The organism is Sorangium sp. So ce394 (genome assembly GCF_051474665.1).
In the GTDB taxonomy this organism is placed as follows: Bacteria; Myxococcota_A; Polyangia; order Polyangiales; family Polyangiaceae; genus Sorangium; species Sorangium cellulosum_D.
Genome location: NZ_CP150339.1, coordinates 271,770 through 290,791, shown reverse-complemented (window position 1 = coordinate 290,791; position 19,022 = coordinate 271,770). Strand labels below are relative to the sequence as shown.

The window sequence follows — 19,022 nt, the reverse complement described above, 5'->3', positions numbered from 1 at the left end:
CGTTGACACCCCATATGTTATCGTTAACATGATGACGAAGTGCGTGCTTTTGCTTCGCCACGGGCGGGCCGTCATGCGCGCCGAGACCTCCGGGTCTAGGCACCGACTCCGTCGCTCGGTCGTCGTGGAAGCGATCGCCGCTCGACGGCGCTCGTCGTTTCACCAGCGGGAATCCAGAGAGACCACGACGAGCCTCGCTCATTCGACGGCTGATGCGTAAGGAGATCTCCATATGAGGGCGCTTTGTTTCGCGGCGGCCGCCGTCGCCGTCATGATGTCCGGCTGTCAGGAAGGCGGATCGACCAGCGGCGCGCCCGCCTCCGGCACGCCCAGGCTGGCGGTCGCCGTCTACCAATTCGACAACACCTTCATGTCGTACATCCGGCGGACCATCGAGGAGAGCGCCAAGGGCAAGGCGGAGCTGAACATCGTCGACAGCCAGAACCAGCAGCCCATCCAGAACGATCAGGTCGACCAGTTCCTCGTGCAGGGCTTCAAGGTGATGGCCATCAACCTGGTCGACCGGACCGCGGTGCCGATCATCATCGACAAGGCCAAGGCCAAGGACGTGCCGGTGGTCTTCTGGAACCGCGAGCCCCTCAAAGAAGACATGGCCAGGTGGGACAAGGCCTATTACGTCGGCGCCGAGGCCGAGCAGTCCGGCACGATGCAGGGCGAGATCGTCGTCGACTACTGGAAGGCCCACCCCGAGGCCGACCGGAACAAGGACGGAAAGATCCAGTACGTCATGCTGACCGGCGAGCCCGGTCACCAGGACGCCCCGATCCGCACGGAGTACTCCATCAAGGCCATCACCGGCGCCGGGCTCCAGGTGGAGAAGCTCGCGGAGGACACGGCCATGTGGGAGCGCGTGAAGGGGCAGGAGAAGATGGCCGCCTTCCTCGCCGCGCACAACGACAAGATCGAGGTCGTCCTCGCCAACAACGACGACATGGCCCTCGGCGCGATCGAGGCGCTCAAGGCGGCCGGGTACTTCACCGGCGGCAAGTACATGCCGGTCGTCGGCGTCGACGCGACGCCGCCCGCCCTCGACGCGATCGCGAGCGGCACGCTCCTCGGCACCGTCCTCAACGACGCCAAGGCCCAGGGCAAGGCGATCTTCGACATCTCCCTCGCGCTCGCCACCGGCGCCGAGGTCAAGACCAGCGTCGCGCCGCTCGACGGCAGGTACGTCTGGGTCCCCTACCGGAAGGTCACGAAGGAGAACCACCAGCAGTACAAGTGAGGCCAGCGCGCTGGCGACGCGCGTCGGTCGGGGAGCGGCCGGCGCCGCCTCCCCCGGCCGAGAGCAACAGGAGATCGTCATGGCCGGCGCCGATTACGCCCTCGAGATGAGCGGCATCTCCAAGGTGTTCCCGGGGGTGAAGGCCCTGGACTCGGTGACCCTGCGGGTCCGTCCGGGCACCGTCCACGCCCTCATGGGGGAGAACGGCGCGGGCAAGTCCACGCTGATGAAGTGCCTGTTCGGCATGTACACGCCGGACGCCGGCACGATCGCGCTGGCCGGCAAGACCGTATCGCTGTCGTCGTCGCGCGCCGCGCTCGATCATGGCATCGCCATGATCCACCAGGAGCTGCAGCCGATCGCCTACCGGAGCGTCATGGAGAACCTCTGGCTGGGGCGCTACCCGATCCGCCGGTTCGGGCCGCTCAAGCTGGTCGATCACAAGAAGATGCTGCGGGACACGCAGGCGCTCTTCCAGGAGCTCCGGATGGACATCGACCCGACCGCCTGGGCCGTGGACCTCCCGGTCTCGAAGCTCCAGTCGATGGAGATCGCCAAGGCGGTCTCCCGGCGCGCCAGGATCATCATCATGGATGAGCCGACCTCGTCGCTCACCGAGCACGAGGTGGAGCACCTCTTCGAGATCATCGGCAGGCTCCGGGGCGAGGGGGTGGCCATCATCTACATCTCGCACAAGATGGAGGAGATCCTTCGTATCTCCGATGAGGTCACCATCATGCGCGACGGGCGCCTCGTCGGGACCTATCCGTCGTCCGAGCTCACGACCGATCTCATCATCCAGCGCATGGTCGGCCGCGACATGACGCACCGGTTCCCGCCGCGCGAGAACGACCCCGGCGAGGTGGTGATGCGGGTCGAGGGGCTGACCTCGGCGGAGCCGGGGTCCTTCGAGGACGTGAGCTTCGAGCTCCGGCGGGGCGAGATCCTCGGGGTGAGCGGCCTCGTGGGCGCCCAGCGCACCGAGGTGATGGAAGCGCTGTTCGGGCTGCGCTCCGTCGCGAAGGGTCGTGTCGTCGTCGACGGGAGAGAGGCGCAGCTCGGGAGCCCTATCAGGGCCATCGCGCGCGGGATGGCGCTCCTCACCGAGGAGCGCCGCTCGACGGGGATCTTCCCGATGCTCCACGTGGCCGACAACACGCTGTCGGCGAGCTGGAAGAGCTACAAGCGCAGGGCCGGCCTGCTCGATCTCGGCCGCGCCGAGGCGGACGTGCGGCGGCTCGTGGAGGCGCTGCGGGTCAAGACGCCGAGCACGCGCGCCTTCATCCAGGACCTGTCCGGCGGCAACCAGCAGAAGGTCATCCTGGCGCGCTGGCTCCTCACGAGCCCCGACATCCTCATCCTCGACGAGCCGACCCGCGGCGTCGACGTCGGCGCCAAATACGAGATCTACACGATCATCGCGGACCTCGCGAGGCGGGGGAAGAGCATCATCCTGATCTCCTCGGAGCTGCCCGAGGTGCTCGGCATGTCCGATCGCATCATGGTCATGTGCGAGGGGCGGGTCACGGGCATCCTGGAGGGCAAGAGCGCCACCCAGGAGGAGATCATGTCGCTGTCCACGCAGTTCCGCTGAGCCACCGGATCGATCGAAAGCAGAGGGACCACTCCATGGCAACCAGCAGCGCCGGCGGCGCCGCCCGCGATCGCATGAGGGCAGTTCGAGAGTTCGCCAGCCGGCAGGCGATCTCTCTGGTCCTCCTCCTGCTGGTCCTCGTGATCGGCGTCCTGCGGCCCAGCTTCCTGAGCGTGGCCAACCTCATCAACGTCCTCATCATCTCCTCCGTCCGGGTGATCATCGCCCTCGGCGAGGGAGGGGTCCTGATCACGCGCGGGACCGACCTGTCCGCCGGCCGCACGGTGGGGCTCGCCGCCTGCGTCGCCGCCTCGCTGCTGCAGCGGCCCGATTACGCGAGCCGGATGTACCCGCACCTCGCCAGCCAGCCGGTGCTCCTGTGCGTCGCCGCGGCCGTCAGCGTCGGCGCCACGGTCGGGCTCGTCAACGGGTCGATCGTGGCCTTCCTCAACGTGCCGCCCTTCATCGCCACGCTCGGCACGATGATCATGGCCTATGGCGCCGCGTCGCTCTACGTCGACCGCCCGCCGCTCGGCGCCCAGCCGATCGGCGGCCTGCGGGACGACTTCACCGCCATCGGCACCGGCGCGATCCGCTTCGGCGGCGACTGGGCGCTGCCGTATCTCGTCATCATCGCGGCGGTGATCACGTTCTTCATCTGGGTGCTCCTCAACCAGACCCGCCTCGGCAAGAACATCTATGCCATCGGCTCGAGCCGCGAAGCGGCGGTCGTCTCGGGGGTCGACGTCCCGAAGACGCTCCTGCTCGTGTACCTCCTGGCCGGCGCCCTCTACGGCCTGGCCGGGGCGCTCCTCGCGGCGAGGACCGGCGGCGCCACCAACAACTATGGCCTGATGTACGAGCTCGACGCCATCGCGGCCTGCGTCATCGGCGGCGTCTCGACGTCAGGCGGCGTCGGGACCGTCGGCGGCATCCTCACCGGAGTGCTCATCTTCGAGGTGCTCAACAACGGCCTCGTCATCCTCGGGGTGTCCCCTTACTGGCAGCAGATCATCAAGGGCATCATCATCGTGGCGGCCGTCTCCGTCGACATTCGCAAGTACCTGCGCAAGCGCTGAGCCTCCGTCGCCGGGAGCGCCGGGACGAGCCTGGGCGACGCGGCGCTGGCCCGAGAGGCCTCGGCCCCGTCGGGGAACGGCGGGCTCGCCGGGGAACGGCGGGCTCGCCGGGGAACGGCGGGCCCTCCGGCGCGGCCGGCGCCGCGAGATCGCCCGGGTTACGTCCGTTCCTCGCGAGGTTACGCCCCTCGGGTGGCGCCCGCGCGGCTCGAGGCGGGCGGCCCGGGAGACGGCATGCGCCGGGCGCGGTCCCGATGCGGCACCTCGAGCCAGGAGAGCGCACGATGAAGGTCGTCGAGCTGGGAAACACGGGCCAGAAAATCAGCCAGCTGAGCCTGGGCTGCATGCTGATGGGCACGCTGACGAGCGAGGAGGAGTCGCGGCAGATGCTCGATCGCTACGTCGAGCGGGGCGGCAACTTCCTGGACACCGCCAATTGCTACGGCTGGTTCTTGCGACAGGGCAGCCACGGCGGCGAGAGCGAGGCGGTGCTGGGGCGCTGGCTCGCGCAGCGCGGCAACCGCGGGCAGGTGTTCCTCGCGACCAAGGGCGCGGCGATGGTGCGGACCCCCGACGCGCACTGGCGCGGCGGCGAGGTCGACTGGACGAGCGCGCGCCGCGACTTCGAGGGCGCCGGCCGCGAGACGCTCGAGCGCGCCCTGGAGGCGAGCCTGCGCCGGCTGCAGACGGACCACGTGGACCTGTACTACGTGCACGTCGACGATCGGGTGACCCCGCTCGACGAGACGCTCGAGGCGCTCGCCCGGCTGGTGAAGGCGGGCAAGGCGCGGTTCATCGGCTGGTCGAACGTGCGCACCTGGCGCCTCGAGCGCATCCGCCAGCGCTGCGCGGCCGAGGGCTGGCCCGCGCCGGTGGCGCTGCAGCAGCAGCACAGCTACCTCCGCCGGCGCCAGGGCCTCGAGCACACGTCGATCGTGGACGACGAGCAGCTCGACTACCTGCGCGAGCACCCGGACCTGACGCTGGTCGCGTACTCGCCCATCCTGAAGGGGATCTACGACAGCGCCGAGAAGCGGCAGGGCCACTGGGCCATGCAGCCCTACGTCGGCAGCGACAGCGACGCGCGCCTCGCGGCCGTCGCCGCGATCGCGCGGCGGCTCGAGGTGCTGCCGCACCAGCTGGTGCTCGCCTGGCTGATGCACCAGCGCGCCCCCCGCGTCGTCCCGCTCGTGGGGCCGCGGACGCTCGAGCAGCTCGAGCAGAACCTGCGCGCCGTGAACCTGGAGCTCTCCCCCGAGCTCTGCGCGGAGCTCGACCGTGCGAGCGGCTGAGCGGCGCGGCGCTCAGGTCGGGGGGGTGTAGACGCAGTGCACGCCGGTGCGCAGCGCCGCCTCGAGCTCGTCGGCGATGGCGGGGCTCGCGGCGCGGATGCGGCGCAGCGCGAGCGTCAGGCGGCGGCGGACGTTGACGCGCGCGCGCTCGACCGCCGAGGCGCCGCGCCGCGCGCGGCCGCCGAGGCCGAGGCCGCGCGAGAGCTCCCGGGTCACCGCCTCGAGCTCCGCGGAGAGCCGCTCGCGGCGGCCGAGGTCGTTGAAGGCCGCGGCCTCCTCGATCTCGGCGCGCAGCTCGCGCACCCGCGCCTGGTACTCGGCGAGGGCCCGCGCGTCGTGGATCTCGCCCGCGTCGCCGGGATCGACGCCCGCGGGGCTGCCCGAGAGCTCGAGCACGTGGAGCTCTCGGCCGGGCTCGTCCACGAGCTGCGCCAGCATGCGCATGCCGCGGCTGTCCTGCACGCGGCACAGGGCGCCCGCGGCGCTGACGGTCCAGTACTCGCCCTCCCGGACGAGCCGCAGCGGCTCGGCGCGCCCGGGTCGAGGGCGGGCCGGCGCCGGCGCAGGGTCGGCCGGCGCGAGCGGCGCGAGCGGCGCGAGCGGCGCGCCCTCGAGCCCGGCGAGCGCCCGGCGGCAGCGCTCCTCGAGCGCGCTCAGGCCGACCTCGCCCGCGAGGGCTGCGGCCCGCTCGAGCCGCTCCCGGGCGCTCGCCGCGAGCGCGTCGCGCTCGCTGGCCCCCGCCGTGCGCCGGCGCGCGAGCGCGACGCGGGCGTGATCGTGGTGGACGCGCGCCGCGAGGGGCCGCGCGCCCAGCCGCTCGGCGGCGGCGAGGGCCGCGCGGGCGTGCCGCTCGGCGTCGTCCCAGCGCGACAGCGCGGCGCTCAGGTTGAGCAGGGCGAGATCGACCAGCCCGTGCAGGGAGAACGCGGTCGTGGTCAGCACGAACGCCGTGCCGGCGGACGGGGCGAGCTCGTCGTAAAGCGCCTGCGCCCAGGGCGCGTCCCCCAGCGCGCACGCGATCTCGACGGCCAGCTCCGGCATGTGGATGTACCCGGCGACGGTCGGATCGTCCGGCCCGGGGCCGCCGCGCGGGGGCTCGGGACGCCGCAGGAAGCCCGCGTAGCCGCGCGCGCACAGCGCGTCGAGCGCCGCGCGCGCGGGCCCTTCCTGGCCGCGCCAGCTCGCGAGCAGCGCCGTGAACAGGGGCACGGCGGCGCTGTCGGGCGCCCGGCTCGAGAGCTCGCCCAGGAAGCGCTCGAGGCCCTCGGGGTCGTAGCGCCCGAGCGCCCGCGAGAGCGGCCGGGAGGGGACGAGCCTCGCTCCTTCAGCGGCGCCCTGATCGCGGATCCGGCGCGCCTCGTCCTCCCAGCGCAGGGCGCGCTCGAGGTCGCCCTGCCACTCGGCGCGCATCGACCGGAACATGGCGGGCACCCAGCCGTAGCGCGGCTGGCCGAGCTCGCTCGCGAGCGCCTCGCAGCGGCCGAGCGCGCCCTCGAAGCCGCCCGCGTCGAGCAGCTCGGCGCGATCGAAGGCGAGGCGCTGCGCCGCGAGCAGCGCGCGCGGGCCGTCGCCGAACGAGACCGCGAGCTCGAGCGCCTCGGCGTTCAGGCCGGCGCGCTCCCCGGGCGGCGCGAAGTCCATCAGGGCGCCGAGCGCGGCGTGGATGACCGAGAGCGAGAGCCCCGGATCGTCGAAGCGCCGCGCCATGGCGATGGCGCTCCGGGCGAGGTCCATCGGCCCTCGCGGATCGAGCTCGGGCTGGCGCGCGCTGGCGAGCCGCGCGCTGACCCGGGCCGCGAGCGGGCTGTCGCCCGGCGGCAAGAGCGAGCGCGCCTCGGCGAGCAGGCGCGCGACCTCGCGATCGGCGGCGCCGGCGCGGCTCTCCGCGCCGAGCGCGAGCGCGGCCCGCGCGAGCAGCGCGCCGTCCCCGCGGGCCCGCGCGAGCGCGACGGCCCTTTCGCACGCGGCCTCGGCGCTCGCTCGCTGCTCGGCCCGCGCCAGCGCCTCGACGTGCGCGACGAGCAGCTCCCCCTGCCGCGCCGGATCGACGGGCGAGGCGAGAGCCTCGGCCGCGAGCGCTCGCTCGTAGAGCGCGGCGGCGTCCGCGAACGCGAGGCGCGCCATGGCGAGGCGCGCGGCGCGCTCGGCGGCGCGCGCGGCCCGCGGCGCCGACGCGACGCCCGCCTCGAGCCAGTGGCGCGCGATCTCGTGGAGGGGCGCGGCCGGGTCGCCCTCGTGGCGGGCCTCCAGGGCCTCGGCGGCGCGCTGGTGCAGGAGCGCTCGCCGCGCCGGGGGTAGCTCCTGCACCAGCGTCTCGGCCACGAGGGCGTGCGAGAAGCGGTAGCGGCCCGGGCTCACCGGCGCGAGCACGCCGAGGGCGCACGCCTCGTGCGCCGCGGCCTCGAGCTCCGCGGCGGGCCGCTCGAGCAGGGCCGCCACGAGGGGCAGCCCGAACTCGCGCCCGACCAGCGCCGCGGCGCGCAGCGCCTCGCGGTGGCCCGCCTCGAGGGCGGCGAGGCGCTCGCCGACGAGCGCGCGCAGCGTGCCCGGCAGGTCCGCGGAGGAGCGCCGCGCGGCGGGCGCGGGCAGCCGCAGGAGCTCGCTCACGAAGAGCGGGTTGCCGTCGCTGGCCGCGTGGATCCGGCGCGCCGCGCCCGGGTCGTCGTCGCCCGTGGTCTGCTGGATCCAGACCCTCACGTCGCCCTCGGACAGGCGCTCGAGCCCGAGGTGCTCGCAGAGCCGCGCGAGCCGCGAGAGGCGCCGCTCGACCTCCGGCCGGCGGCCGTCGACCTCCGGCCGGCGACCGTCGACGTCGCGCCGGCTGCCGAAGAGCGCGACGCGCTCGGCGCGCAGGCCCCGCGCGACGAACTCCATGAGCTCGAGCGACGAGGGGTCGACGGCGTGGAGATCGTCGAAGAAGAGCGCGATCGGCTCCTCGCGCGCGTGCGCCGCGAGGTGGCAGGCGACCGCGTCGTAGAGCTGGAACACGTCCGCGCCGCGCGCGGGCTCCCCGGGCGCGAGCTCGAGCAAGAGCCCGCGCAGCCGGCCGGCGAACGCCGCGGGCGCCCGCGGCCGCCCGAGCAGCGCGCGCAGGATCTCGAGCCAGGGCCAGAAGCTCGGCGCCTGACCGAGCTCCCACCCCCGCCCCCACGCGACCGCGAAGCCGCGCGCCCGCGCGCGCTCGGCGAGCTCCTCGAGCAGGCGCGTCTTGCCGATGCCGGCCTCGCCGGCCACGAGGGCGCTCGATCCGCGGCCGGCGAGCGCCGCGCCGAGCAGGTCGTCGAGCAGGTTCAGCTCTCGGTCGCGACCCACCCAGGCTGCCGGACGCAGGACCACGCGCCCACCTTACCACCGGGCGGGCGCGCGCCGGCCCGGCATCGGGCGCGGGCGACCCAGGGGAACGCCTGCCAGCGCCGGGCGCGCGCCGGCCTTCGCCGGCGTAGCCGGCGCGCGCACCTGCGCTGGAAGCGGTCTCAAGACGCGCCGCGGGACTCCCCGCTACGTTCAGATGCAGATGTCTTCGTACAGGCTAATGCATGCATCGATGAACTGCTCCCAGCTACAGCCGCCGTTATCGTGGCAGGTCCCCGTCCCGGTACGCGGATCGACGCAGTAGTCGAGCCACACCCAACAGTATGCGGCGGAATCTGAGGTCTCGCCGACCGACTGCGCTTCTGCGGCAGGACCAGAGGAGGGCCCGCTCCAGCTGCCGAGCGGGTTCTCTGCGGCCTCGCTCGGGTCCAGGCGGACGATCTCCGGCTCCGCAGGCTCTTCGGAGCCCACGCACCCGGTGATGCCCACAGCAGCAATGATGCCAAAGGCCGCGAACGCTCGTCGCATCTTCATGACATAGCTCCTGGTTCGCAGGCCGTCGTTCACGGCGCGGAATGCGCGCGTCGCGCCTGCGATGCGGCGAACATAGAAGAGCCTCGTTCAACGTGCAAGACGAAGCATTGATAAGATTTGGTTAAGACAGAGCGCGACATGAAGCCACGAGCGGTCACACGGCAGACTCAGCCTGAGGCGTCGCAGGCCGCATAGCGGCAACAGGCTCATCAATACATCGATGGACCGTCGATAGATATCATTGACTTCTCGCGAGGATAGCAGAACGCATAAGAACGTTCGTCGCCGGAGAGGGGGCGTGGCGGTCTGCCCTGGACACGACATCGTCGCGATCGACGGCTCGCGATCCGTTTGCATTTCTTCACATGGCGGGTGAATTGCGTCCGGTCACGTCCGGCGGCCATGCGCTCTCCGGGAGGAGGGATGTCCGCTGGCCCAGGCGTCTCGCACGAGCCGCGCGCGGGCGCGGGGCGGCTCGACGAGACCTCCCGCCCCCACGCGGGGCGAGCTCGGGCGGCGCGGCCTCAGTACTCGCGGCAGTCGCCCGGCGCCTCGAGCGCGCCGAAGCTGTAGGGCCGCGCCTGCTTGACCAGCAGCCGCCGCTCCGGGCCGATCAGCTTCCACTCGATCTGCATCGCGTACAGCCGGTTCTCCCCCTCCGGGTCCACCAGCGGCCGATAATGGTCGTGGATCGACCCGAGCACGCAGCCGAGCCGCTGGACCTCCGGGAACGACAGCACGTCGCGCCCGCGCGTCAGGCTCGAGCGAGCGTGGTACTCCGCCTTGATCGTGCGCGGCGGCGGCGTATACACGATCTCGTCGCTGGTCACGCCGGGCGCGGGGTTGGTGACCGACGCCTCCCCGATCTGCGCGTTGATGTAATACTGGCTGTCGCGGGTCGCGTCGAGCGCGTTGCGGCTGATGGCCACGCCCTGCGCGCGCTCCGATTGCCAGGCCTGGTGCACGAGCACGGCCATCGCCGCGCGCGCCTGCTCGACGTGCCCGAACTCGCGCTCGTCGTAGGCGCGCGTGTTCCAGAGGCTCGACCACACCGTCCGCAGCGCGTCCTCGATGGAGCTCGACTCCGCGTCGAGGTCGGTGCTCGTCGACGTGTGCAGCCCCGCGCCGTTGAAGGTCGCCAGATCCTCGGTGTTGCTGCTGCTGCGCAGCCGCACGCGGTCGCCGCCGAAGCGCCGCTTGATTGCGGCCTCGACCTCGCTCAAGAGCGCGGGATCCACCGGGTGCTCCAGCATCCGCGCGCGCACCTCGGCCAGCCCTTCGGCGTGCGCGCGCGGGTCCGCGCGGAACTCGGGGTCCTGCTCGAGCTCGGCCAGGAGCTCCGCCGCGCCGCTCGCCTCGAAATGATCCATGTAATGCGAGAACGGGATCGCGAACGCCGCGGGCGGCACGTACAGCGGAATCAGGTCGGGCGGGCAATACGCCCCCACGCCGCTCACGCGGTACAGCTCGGCCATGCCCGCCGCCTTGGACCCGATGCTGTCGCTCATCGCGTAATTCGCGGCGTCGAGCGACACGACGCCGCGCACGGAGACGTCGAGCGCCGGCGAGAGCCGCTCGCCCTTCGGCTTGCGCGCCTCCCAGTAGGCGTCGGCCTCCTGCGCGGTCGCCTCGCGGAGGTCGAAGTCCGTCGCGCGCACCTCGAGCCGCACCAGCTTGCCGAACAGGCCCTTCAGGCGCTCGTCCTCCCGCGCGCGGCGCAGGGCCATGTTCGGCGTCCCCCGGCCGCGCGCCAGCACGTTCACGTGCGAGAGCGGCGTCTGGAACGCCTCGGTGATGAGGCCGCCCATGAACGCCGTCTCGTTCGGCACGTCGTCCGTCACCACGATCACGTTCGGGCCGAGCTCCGCCGTCTCCAGCTCGCGCCCCGGGACGAACGTCAGCGTGCCGAACCCCTCGGCCGGGTTGAGCGGCTGATACGTCAGCCCCCGGTACGGCGCGTTCGGCCCCACCAGCGGCGCGGTCCCCTCGATCGCGCGCGCCTCGGCGATCTGCCGCGCCTCGGTGGGCCGGATCGACCACGCCTCCGGGTCGGGCACCGCCTTCATCGCCGCGAAGAACGCGCGCCGCATCTGCGCACCGACGAGCTTGTCGCCGGGGGCGAACTCGACGGTCTTGGCGCCGTTGGTGTGCTGCACCAGCGTGCCGAGGAGGAAGCGACGCCCCTCGACGCGGAAGTACTCGGATTGGCTGAACAGCCCCCAGCCGGTGTTGAACTCCGCGGCTTGCTCGGGATCGCAGCGATCGAGGTGCGGCTCCCGCTGGATCTGCTCGCGGATGAAGGTGTAGTGGAGCGCCCACTTCTCCGTGCTCAGGAGGTGCACGGTGTCGTTCGCGGCCATGTCGACGACGAACTTGACGCCGGCCTCGGCGACCTCGGTGCCGCCTCTGGCCAGCGCGGCGAAATCGCCGGCGGTCTCCAGCCGGCGCGCGCGCCCGCTCGCGAGCGGGCGGCCGGACAGCTCCACGCAGCCCTCGTTCGCCGCGCCGGGGCTCGCCGCCTCGCAGAAGCGCGGCGCCCCGGTGGCGTCGGGCACGCGGGCCAGCGACGCCCCCTCGGGCCACGCGATGAAGTCGACCCGATCGCTCGGCTCCGGCCGGCCGGCCTGCCACAGCGTCACCACGCCCTCGAAGTCCGGCGAGGCCTCGATCTCGGCGGTGTCCGCCGCGCTCACCGGGACGCTCACGCGCTCCCCGGGTGCGAGCGCGGCGGACGGCGTCGGCCACGCGAGCGGCACGCCCGCGCCGTCGCCGGGCAGCGCCTGCCCCGGCGCGAGCGCCGACAGGCGCAGCGCGAAGCCGTCGAGCGCCACGGCCTCGTCGCTCGCGTTCAGCACCTCGACGAACCCCGCGGGCCGCAGCGAGAGCTCCGAGATGACGAGCGGCCCGGCGATGGCCGGGAACGGCTCGGGCCACGGGTAAGGCGCGAAGTTGACGTTGTCGCCGAGGCTCGGCGGCTCCGGCGGGTCGCAGCTCTCGCCGTTCTCGCGCTCGGGCGTGGCGTAGCGGCAGATCGACGGCTCGCCCGTCCCGTCGGGCAAGCGCGCGTAGCTCTCGGAGCGCGGCAGCTCCGGCACGTCCATCGCGTCGCCCAGCGCGCACGACGGCGCCCAGAGCAGCACGCGCGCGCCCGAGCTCGAGAGCTTGAACGGCAGGTGCCGCGGGCCCTGCTCGGGCGCGTCGTCGGCCCAGAAGAGCGCCGTCTCGCCCGGCCCCAGCGTCAGCGGCGGCAGCCGCGTCGCCTCGCCGAGCTTCTCCCCCAGGGCGTACTCCCCGAGATCGAGCGCGCGATCGCCGATGTTCACGAGCTCGATGAAATCGTCGGTCTCGCCGATCTCATCGACCCACGCGCCGTCGTTGCCGGTCATCACCTCGTTGATGCGCAGATCGCCGCTCGGCGCGGGCGCGCCGCCCGCCGGAAGCACGAAGTCGCACCTCGTCGAGGTCTGCTCCGGCGGCGGAGCGGGCGTCTCGCCCGAACAACCGACGAAGGTGGCCAACGACAACAGGCCCGCCCCCGCGCGCGCACGAAGCGCGCGACGCGGGCGGCGATCGTGGGATGAGCTCGCCGTCATACCCGCCCCGCCAGCATGCCGTATGCCACGCCGGCCGGCGCCTGATATGGCGAAGTAGGCCATGGATATCAGACACTTCTACGCCTGGCACAGCGTGCCGTGCGCCGCGTTGTGCCAGGCCCCGCGCCGCCGTGGCCAGGGCCCGCGCGCACGGCGAGCGACCCCGGAGGTCTGCGCGGGAAAACGCGGGGCGGACGCGCTCCGCGCCGAGTGGACGCCGCCCGAGGGCGGCGGGCTCGACAGCGCCACAGAGCGACGCCGAGATGGGCGGCATCGGGGAGCCGGGCACCCCGCCGATCGCGCCCGCCGTGGCCAACGCGGTGTTCGCGCTGACCAGGCGGCGGCTGCGCTCTCTCCCGCTCCGGCTCGGCTAGAGCGCCGATCCGCTTGAAGCGCCCGAGAGTGAAGAGATTGGAACCATAGAGGCACAGAGGGCACGAGAGTTATCTCGTTGTTCCTCACGGCAGCTCGCGGATCACGCGGGCCGGGACACCTGCCACGACGCAGCGCGCGGGAACGTCGTGCGTCACCACGGCGCCCGCCGCCACGACGGAGTCCTCGCCGATGGTCACACCAGCCAAGATCGTGGCGGCCGCCGAAATCCAGACGTTCTTCTTGAGGACGATGGGCTTCGCCAGGGCGCGAGCCCGCCGTTCTGCGCGCTCGACGGGGTGATACGACGTAATGAGGTTCACCTTCGGCCCCAGCATCACGTCATCTCCGATCTCGATCCCTCCGATGTCCATCAGATGGCAGCACTGGTTGATGAAGACGTTCTTGCCAACGCGGATGTTGACGCCTTGGTCCGTGTAGAAGGGAGGGATGAGCGAGAAGCTCGGGTCGACCAGCCGGCCCGTCAACTCGCTGAATTTTCTCCGGATCTCGTCGGCATCTTCGAAGGAGAGCTCGTTGATCTCCCCGGCGAGCCTCATGGCGCGTCGGATGTTCGTGAACATCCTCTCGGACTCGCTCGAGCCAATCTCGATCACCCGGGCGGCAAACGCGGCGTCATTTCCGGTCGTCATCTCTTGGGTCCCTTCTCGGTTCGAGCCCGCAGGCGCTCGGGGGGAGCGCCCATCGGACACGGAGCACGATGCCGGGGCGGGGTCGGCCGATCAAACAACTGCTTTTCGTGGATGAACAACCGCCGGTTGTGCCGCGCCGGGAGGCCGACACATCGTCAGCGCCGCCCGCCTGCGGTCCGCCCGCCCCAACGCGCCCCGAGGGTTGCAGCTCGCCCGAGCGAGCTGTTACCTTACGCGCCCGCCAAGGCGCGAAGGTGACCCCACGTGGATCTCGAGAGCATACGCACGTTCGTCGCCGTCGCCGACACGGGCCAGTTTCGGGAGGCGGCGATCCGTCTGACGATCACGCAGCAGGCGGCCTCGAAGCGCGTGGCTGCGCTCGAGGCGACGCTGGGCGTCCGGCTCTTCGCGCGTACTCCGCGAGGAGCTCAGCTCACCCTGGAGGGGCGAGTATTCCTGCCGCATGCACGGGAGCTCCTCGCAGCGGAAGAGCGAGCCGTGAGCTCGGTGCGTCCTGAACGCCGCCCGTTGCGCGTCGACGTGATTCACCCGCAGCTCGGTCCCGCGCGGCTAGTCCGCGAGTTTCACGCCGTACATCCCGAGGTCGAGATCCATGTCGTCACGCACATCTTCGACATCCAGAGCGCATTGGCTGCTCTGAGGTCGGGCGCCATCGACGCCACGTTTCGCGCGGTAACCCAGGCGGAGCAGCTTGGTAGAGATATCAAAGCTGCCCGCGTCCTCGACGATCCGGTGGAGTTGCTCACGAATCACGCTCACGCCTTGGCGGCGGCGACGGCGGTGAGCCCTGCCGACCTCAACGGCCACAGGATCTGGATGCCTGGCAACGTGCCAGGAACGGAGTGGTCGCGCTACTACGACGAGCTTTCTGCGAGCTTCGGAGTCGCGATCGACACGGTCGGGCCGAACTTCGGCATCGACGCGATCCTGGAGGAGGTCGCGGCGTCGTCGGCGGTCGCGACGTTGGTGGGGGAGCATATACGATTGGTGTGGCCCTCCGAATACCGGCTCCGACGTATCCCGGTTCGCGATCCCATGCTGGTCTATCCCCATTCCATGCTCTGGCGAAGCGACGACGCGCACCCAGCGCTCCCGAAGCTCCGCCAGCACCTCCGGGCTCGAAGGGACACGTATCGACGCCCGCAAGCGTGGGCTCCTGGCTGGGCGCTTCAAATGGCGTAAGGTTCCTACGTCGACCAGCGCGCGCAGCGTGGCCGTACGCCGGAGCAGCAGCCCCCCCTCGGCAGGGGCGTCAACCCGCCGGCGGCGCCGCCGCCGAGCCCGCCGCGGCCGCGAACGCGATCCCGCTCTGGAGATCGCGTCGGACCACGATGCCGCCGAGCTCGATGTCGAGGCCGACGATGGCCCGGGACACCTCGGGTCGGATGCCCGTCAGGACGACCTGCGCCCCGAGCAGCCGGACCGCCCGCGCCACCTGCAGGAGGCCGGCGGCCGATGCCGTGTCGATGTGCGGCACACCCGTGACATCGATGATCGCCACCCGCGCCTGCCGCTCGACCACCTTGCCCAGCAGGTTCTCCATGATCTGCTGCGCCCGCGCCGCGTCCAGCACGCCCACGAGCGGCAGCACGAGGACGCCCTGGCTGATGGGCACGATGGGCGTCGACAGCTCCTGGAGCGTCTTCGCCTGCATCCGGAGCGTATCCTCGAGCCGCTTTCGCTCGGTGACCACCTCCGTGAACAGCATGATCCCGCCGATCTCGCCGCTCGTCGTGTGCCACGGGAAGATCTTCCAGCGCACCCAATCGACGTGCCCGTCGCTCCGCGGGAAGGCCTCCCCATCATTGCCTTCCGAGGCCCCCGCGAGGCACCGCCGGTGGACCGCCCTCCAGTGCTCGGGGATGTCGGGGAAGAGCTCATAATGGCTCCGGCCGATGATCTCTCGCTCTTTCAAGCCGTAATCCGCCAACCATCGGCTACTGGCCAGGATGTAGCGCATGTCCCGATCGAACATGGCCACCGCGGCCGGGGTGTAGGTGACGAAGAGGCGCACATGCTCCTCGCTCCGGCGCAGCGCCTCCCGGAGGTGATCCCGCTCCTCCTCGGCCTGCTCCAGCTCCCGGATGCGCTGCCTCAGCTGCTGGTTCTCCGCGACGATACCGCTGCAATCCGCCTCCAATGTCATCCGTTCCCCCGATTCTATTCCGCCCTGTATATCAAAGAAGCGCGTCGCAGGGCGATCGGAGCGGCGCTGCGCGTGCGCTGCCGAGGAGGGCGGCGGCGGTCGCCGCTCGACGCGCGTCGGACCGCCGCGACCCGGGCGCGCGCTCCGCGGGGGGGCGCGCGCTGGCGGCGACGCTCGCGCGCCCGGGTCCGGCCGCGCGATCGTCGCCTCCGGCGCGCGGAGAGGAAACCGATGGCGAGCTCGGTTGTGGTGAGGGCGAGATGGCGGAGCTCGTGGTCGGCTCATGGTGCGTCGCGGCGGACGGGTCCCTCGCGCGGAGGCTCCCGTGAACCTCGCCGCGCGATCTCGGCTCGGCCCACAGGCCCGGGCCGGAGAGATGCTCTCCCCTCCGGGCGACGACGAGCGGGACGACCCGACCGAGCGCGTCGGTCCGGCGCCGCCGCCGGGTACCCCGGCCACGGCGCGGACCTCGGGCGCGGCGGCGCTGGAGCTCGAGGCGCTGTACCGCCGCCACCATCGCCTGGTGTACCGCCTCGCCCTCCGTTACGGCCATGGCAACGTGGCCTGGGCAGAGGACGTGACGCAGGACGTGTTCCTCGACCTGATGAAGGCGCTCGCGACGCTGAGCGATCGAGACAACCTTGAAGGATGGCTGTACCGGGCGACCTCGAATCGATGTCTGAACCGACTGCGGCGGGACCGGTTCCTCGCCCTCCCGCCCATCCGCTGGCTGCTCGGGCAGGACCAGGCCGATCCGCGCCCGGCGCTGGAAGACGTGACCATCGCGCGCGACGATCTTCGCCGGGCGTTCGAGGCGCTGGGCAAGCTGCCTCCCAAGGAGCAAGTCGCGTTCTCGATGTTCTATCTCGACGGTAAGGAGCAGGAGGAGATCGGGAGCGTCCTCGGCCACTCCAAAGGGTACGTGTGCAAGCTGATTCAGAGGGCGGTCGCGCGGCTCCGCGACGCCGGATGGGAGGTGACGCCATGACGCGAGACCGTGACCTGCTCGCGTTGCTGCGCGAGGTGGACGAGCGGCTCGCGGCGGCGACGCCGCCGCCCCTACGAAAGGCGCGCGCCCTCGCGCGGCTGCGCGGGGCGCGCCCTTCCCTCGTCGGGCGCGGGGGACGCCCGCTCGTGCTCGCGGTCGCCGCCGGCGCGGCCGCGGTGGTCTTCGGCGCCACCGTCCAGCGCCCTGCGCCCCCCGAGGTCTCCACGCGCAGCCCCGCCGATCCGGCGGTCGGCATCACCGGCGATCGCCCTGACGGAGACGGCGGGCTCCCCGAGCGCACGCCCGCCGACAACCACGAGGCGGCGCCGCCCCGGATCCACGCCCCGCTCCTCCGAGGCCCGTCCCGCCCGATCGCCCCGTCGCCGAGGACCTCGCCCCCTCCGCCGCACAGCTCCGCGGCGCCGCCGGACCTGCGCGAGGCGCCTTCGGGGCGGCGCCGCAGCGAGCTCCCCGTCGACCGCGTCCCGCCCCCGCCGCCACGCGCGCGTACCCAGCCGCCGGCCGTCGCGCTCCCGTCGAGCCGGGGATGGGTCGACGCGCCGGAGAGAGGTCTGCCCCCGCACGCGTCGCGCGGACAGCCCCCCTCGTGGCACCGCAGCTCCGGCGGCGCAGCCGCCCCTGCGGAGGCGGCCGGACAAGACGGGGAGCACGGCGACGAGAGCAGCGCCGCGGGCCCGGACGAATCTGCAGCAACGGAGCCGAAGCCCCCGCACGAGGAAACGAGCTGCCGGACGGCGGAGGCCCTGTGGCGCGAGGCCGAGGCGAGCTGCGGCGCGCAGGGCCTCGCCCTCGGCGAGGTCAGGCTGCTCGATCCGTGCGGAGCCGGCGGCTATGGCCGTATCGAGCACACGTGCGCCCACGGCGAGCCGACCGCGTGCTGGCGCGGCGAGCTGGGGGACGGGCTCGCGTGCGTTCACGGCGTCGAGCTGAAGGATCAGGCCTACATCACGTGCAGGAACCAGGGCGCGGACCTCGCCATGTTCGACTACGAGAGGGACAGCCCTGGCTGCACCGGCGTCACGACGGCCAGGGCCTTCTACGAGTGCTGCCCGGCCGCGGAGCCCCTGCCCTCGCCCGCGTGCTGGACGAGCAAGATCGATCACGGCGATGCGTGCCAGCCCCTGCTGACGCTCGATGAAGAGGCCAGCGCCCTGTGCGCGGAGACCGGCCAGCAGCTCTTCCACATCGGCTACGGCACAGGCGTGCCGCTCTGCCCCGAGACCTGGGTCACCAGCGCGCTCTTCACCTGCTGCCCCTGAGCCGCGGTCGCAAGATGGCCTGACGGAGGAAACCGGCAGCCCGGCCGCGGTTGATAGAGCGCGGAACGACGAAGAGAGCGCGGCGACCGGAGCTCCGGCGGCGCGCGCGTCGACGCTGCCCGGCCAGCGCCGGGCTTGACGGAGGATACCATGCGTTCTTTCTGCACGATGGGTCTCTTGTTCACCCTATCGATTCCCAGCCTCCTCGCCGGCACAGGCTGCATCAGCCCCGAGCTTCCGGCCCCTGACAGCGATACGGTCTCGGCGGGCGTGGAGAGCGCCGACGCCGATCACGGATCGAGCTGCGATGACGACAAGCTGCCGCCTCCCCCCCCATCCGGCTGCTGCGCGCCGGCGCCGCTTCCGCCTCCCCCTCCTCCGCCGGAGACGTGCTGGGGCGGCGAGCTGGGGGACGGGCTCACGTGCGTTTACGGCGTCGAGCTGAAGGATCAGGCCTACATCACGTGCAGGAACCAGGGCGCGGACCTCGCCATGTTCGATTACGAGAGGGACAGCCCTGGCTGCACCGGCGTCACGACGGCCAGGGCCTTCTACGAGTGCTGCCCGGCGGCGGAGCCCCTGCCCTCGCCCGCGTGCTGGACGAGCAAGATCGACCACGGCGACGTGTGCCAGCCCGCGCAGACGCTCGATGAAGAGGCCACCACCCTGTGCGCGGAGACCGGCCAGCAGCTCTTCCACATCGGCTACGGCACAGGCGTGCTGCTCTGCCCCGAGGCCTGGGTCACCAGCGCGCTCTTCACCTGCTGTCCCTGAGCCGCGGTCGCGTCCCTCCCCCTCGGCGCTCCGCGCGATGAACCCTCACCGATGACGGGGGTCGCGCAGGCGAGGGAGCACGGCGGCCGCGCTCGCGATCCCGGCCGCCGTCCCGCGTGTCGCGCTCCGCTTCGCTGC

General features: G+C 72.2%; 13 protein-coding genes. 8 read left to right on the top strand and 5 right to left on the bottom strand.

Features of this window, described 5'->3' with window-relative positions; genetic code table 11:
- Positions 1–232: 232 nt before the first annotated feature.
- The 4 genes from WMF33_RS01065 to WMF33_RS01050 all read left to right on the top strand — a co-directional run bounded on the left by WMF33_RS01065 (position 233) and on the right by WMF33_RS01050 (position 5,211).
- Entirely contained in the window at positions 233–1,246 is a 1,014-nt protein-coding gene (locus WMF33_RS01065; protein ID WP_437335388.1) for a galactose ABC transporter substrate-binding protein, read from the top strand.
- Between the two features lie 79 nt (positions 1,247–1,325).
- Complete coding sequence (locus tag WMF33_RS01060; RefSeq protein WP_437335387.1) at positions 1,326–2,840, top strand: sugar ABC transporter ATP-binding protein; 1,515 nt, start codon at positions 1,326–1,328, stop codon at positions 2,838–2,840.
- A gap of 35 nt (positions 2,841–2,875) precedes the next feature.
- The gene (gene mglC, locus WMF33_RS01055; RefSeq protein WP_437335386.1) at positions 2,876–3,919 is read left to right on the top strand and encodes a galactose/methyl galactoside ABC transporter permease MglC; all 1,044 of its coding nucleotides are present in this window, start codon (positions 2,876–2,878) and stop codon (positions 3,917–3,919) included.
- Positions 3,920–4,203: 284 nt separating this feature from the next.
- Entirely contained in the window at positions 4,204–5,211 is a 1,008-nt protein-coding gene (locus WMF33_RS01050) for an aldo/keto reductase (RefSeq protein ID WP_437335385.1), read from the top strand.
- Between the two features lie 12 nt (positions 5,212–5,223).
- Here the strand turns inward: WMF33_RS01050 and WMF33_RS01045 are convergent, their stop codons facing one another.
- The 4 genes from WMF33_RS01045 to WMF33_RS01030 form a co-directional block, all read right to left on the bottom strand.
- The gene (locus tag WMF33_RS01045; protein WP_437335384.1) at positions 5,224–8,547 is read right to left on the bottom strand and encodes an ATP-binding protein; all 3,324 of its coding nucleotides are present in this window, start codon (positions 8,545–8,547) and stop codon (positions 5,224–5,226) included.
- Positions 8,548–8,715: 168 nt separating this feature from the next.
- Entirely contained in the window at positions 8,716–9,057 is a 342-nt protein-coding gene (locus tag WMF33_RS01040) for a hypothetical protein (protein ID WP_437335383.1), read from the bottom strand.
- A gap of 524 nt (positions 9,058–9,581) precedes the next feature.
- Positions 9,582–12,581 carry a PEP/pyruvate-binding domain-containing protein gene (locus WMF33_RS01035; RefSeq protein ID WP_437335382.1) on the bottom strand — a complete coding sequence of 1,000 codons (3,000 nt, stop codon included), beginning with the start codon at positions 12,579–12,581 and terminating at the stop codon, positions 9,582–9,584.
- 527 nt (positions 12,582–13,108) lie between these two features.
- Positions 13,109–13,675, bottom strand: a complete 567-nt coding sequence (locus WMF33_RS01030; protein ID WP_437335381.1) for a sugar O-acetyltransferase — start codon at positions 13,673–13,675, stop codon at positions 13,109–13,111.
- A gap of 264 nt (positions 13,676–13,939) precedes the next feature.
- Here WMF33_RS01030 and WMF33_RS01025 point away from each other — a divergent pair, with 264 nt between their 5' ends.
- Positions 13,940–14,878, top strand: coding sequence for a LysR family transcriptional regulator (locus WMF33_RS01025; protein WP_437335380.1), 939 nt, complete (start codon positions 13,940–13,942; stop codon positions 14,876–14,878).
- Between the two features lie 70 nt (positions 14,879–14,948).
- Here the strand turns inward: WMF33_RS01025 and WMF33_RS01020 are convergent, their stop codons facing one another.
- Positions 14,949–15,842 carry an STAS domain-containing protein gene (locus tag WMF33_RS01020; RefSeq protein ID WP_437335379.1) on the bottom strand — a complete coding sequence of 298 codons (894 nt, stop codon included), beginning with the start codon at positions 15,840–15,842 and terminating at the stop codon, positions 14,949–14,951.
- Between the two features lie 376 nt (positions 15,843–16,218).
- Here WMF33_RS01020 and WMF33_RS01015 point away from each other — a divergent pair, with 376 nt between their 5' ends.
- From WMF33_RS01015 to WMF33_RS01005, 3 genes are all read left to right on the top strand, one after another.
- On the top strand, positions 16,219–16,830 hold the full coding sequence (locus tag WMF33_RS01015; protein ID WP_437335378.1) for an RNA polymerase sigma factor: 612 nt from the start codon (positions 16,219–16,221) through the stop codon (positions 16,828–16,830).
- Complete coding sequence (locus WMF33_RS01010; RefSeq protein WP_437335377.1) at positions 16,827–18,110, top strand: hypothetical protein; 1,284 nt, start codon at positions 16,827–16,829, stop codon at positions 18,108–18,110. Before WMF33_RS01015 ends, WMF33_RS01010 begins: the two co-directional genes overlap by 4 nt.
- Positions 18,111–18,278: 168 nt before the next feature.
- The gene (locus WMF33_RS01005) at positions 18,279–18,884 is read left to right on the top strand and encodes a hypothetical protein (protein ID WP_437335376.1); all 606 of its coding nucleotides are present in this window, start codon (positions 18,279–18,281) and stop codon (positions 18,882–18,884) included.
- Positions 18,885–19,022 lie beyond the last annotated feature (138 nt).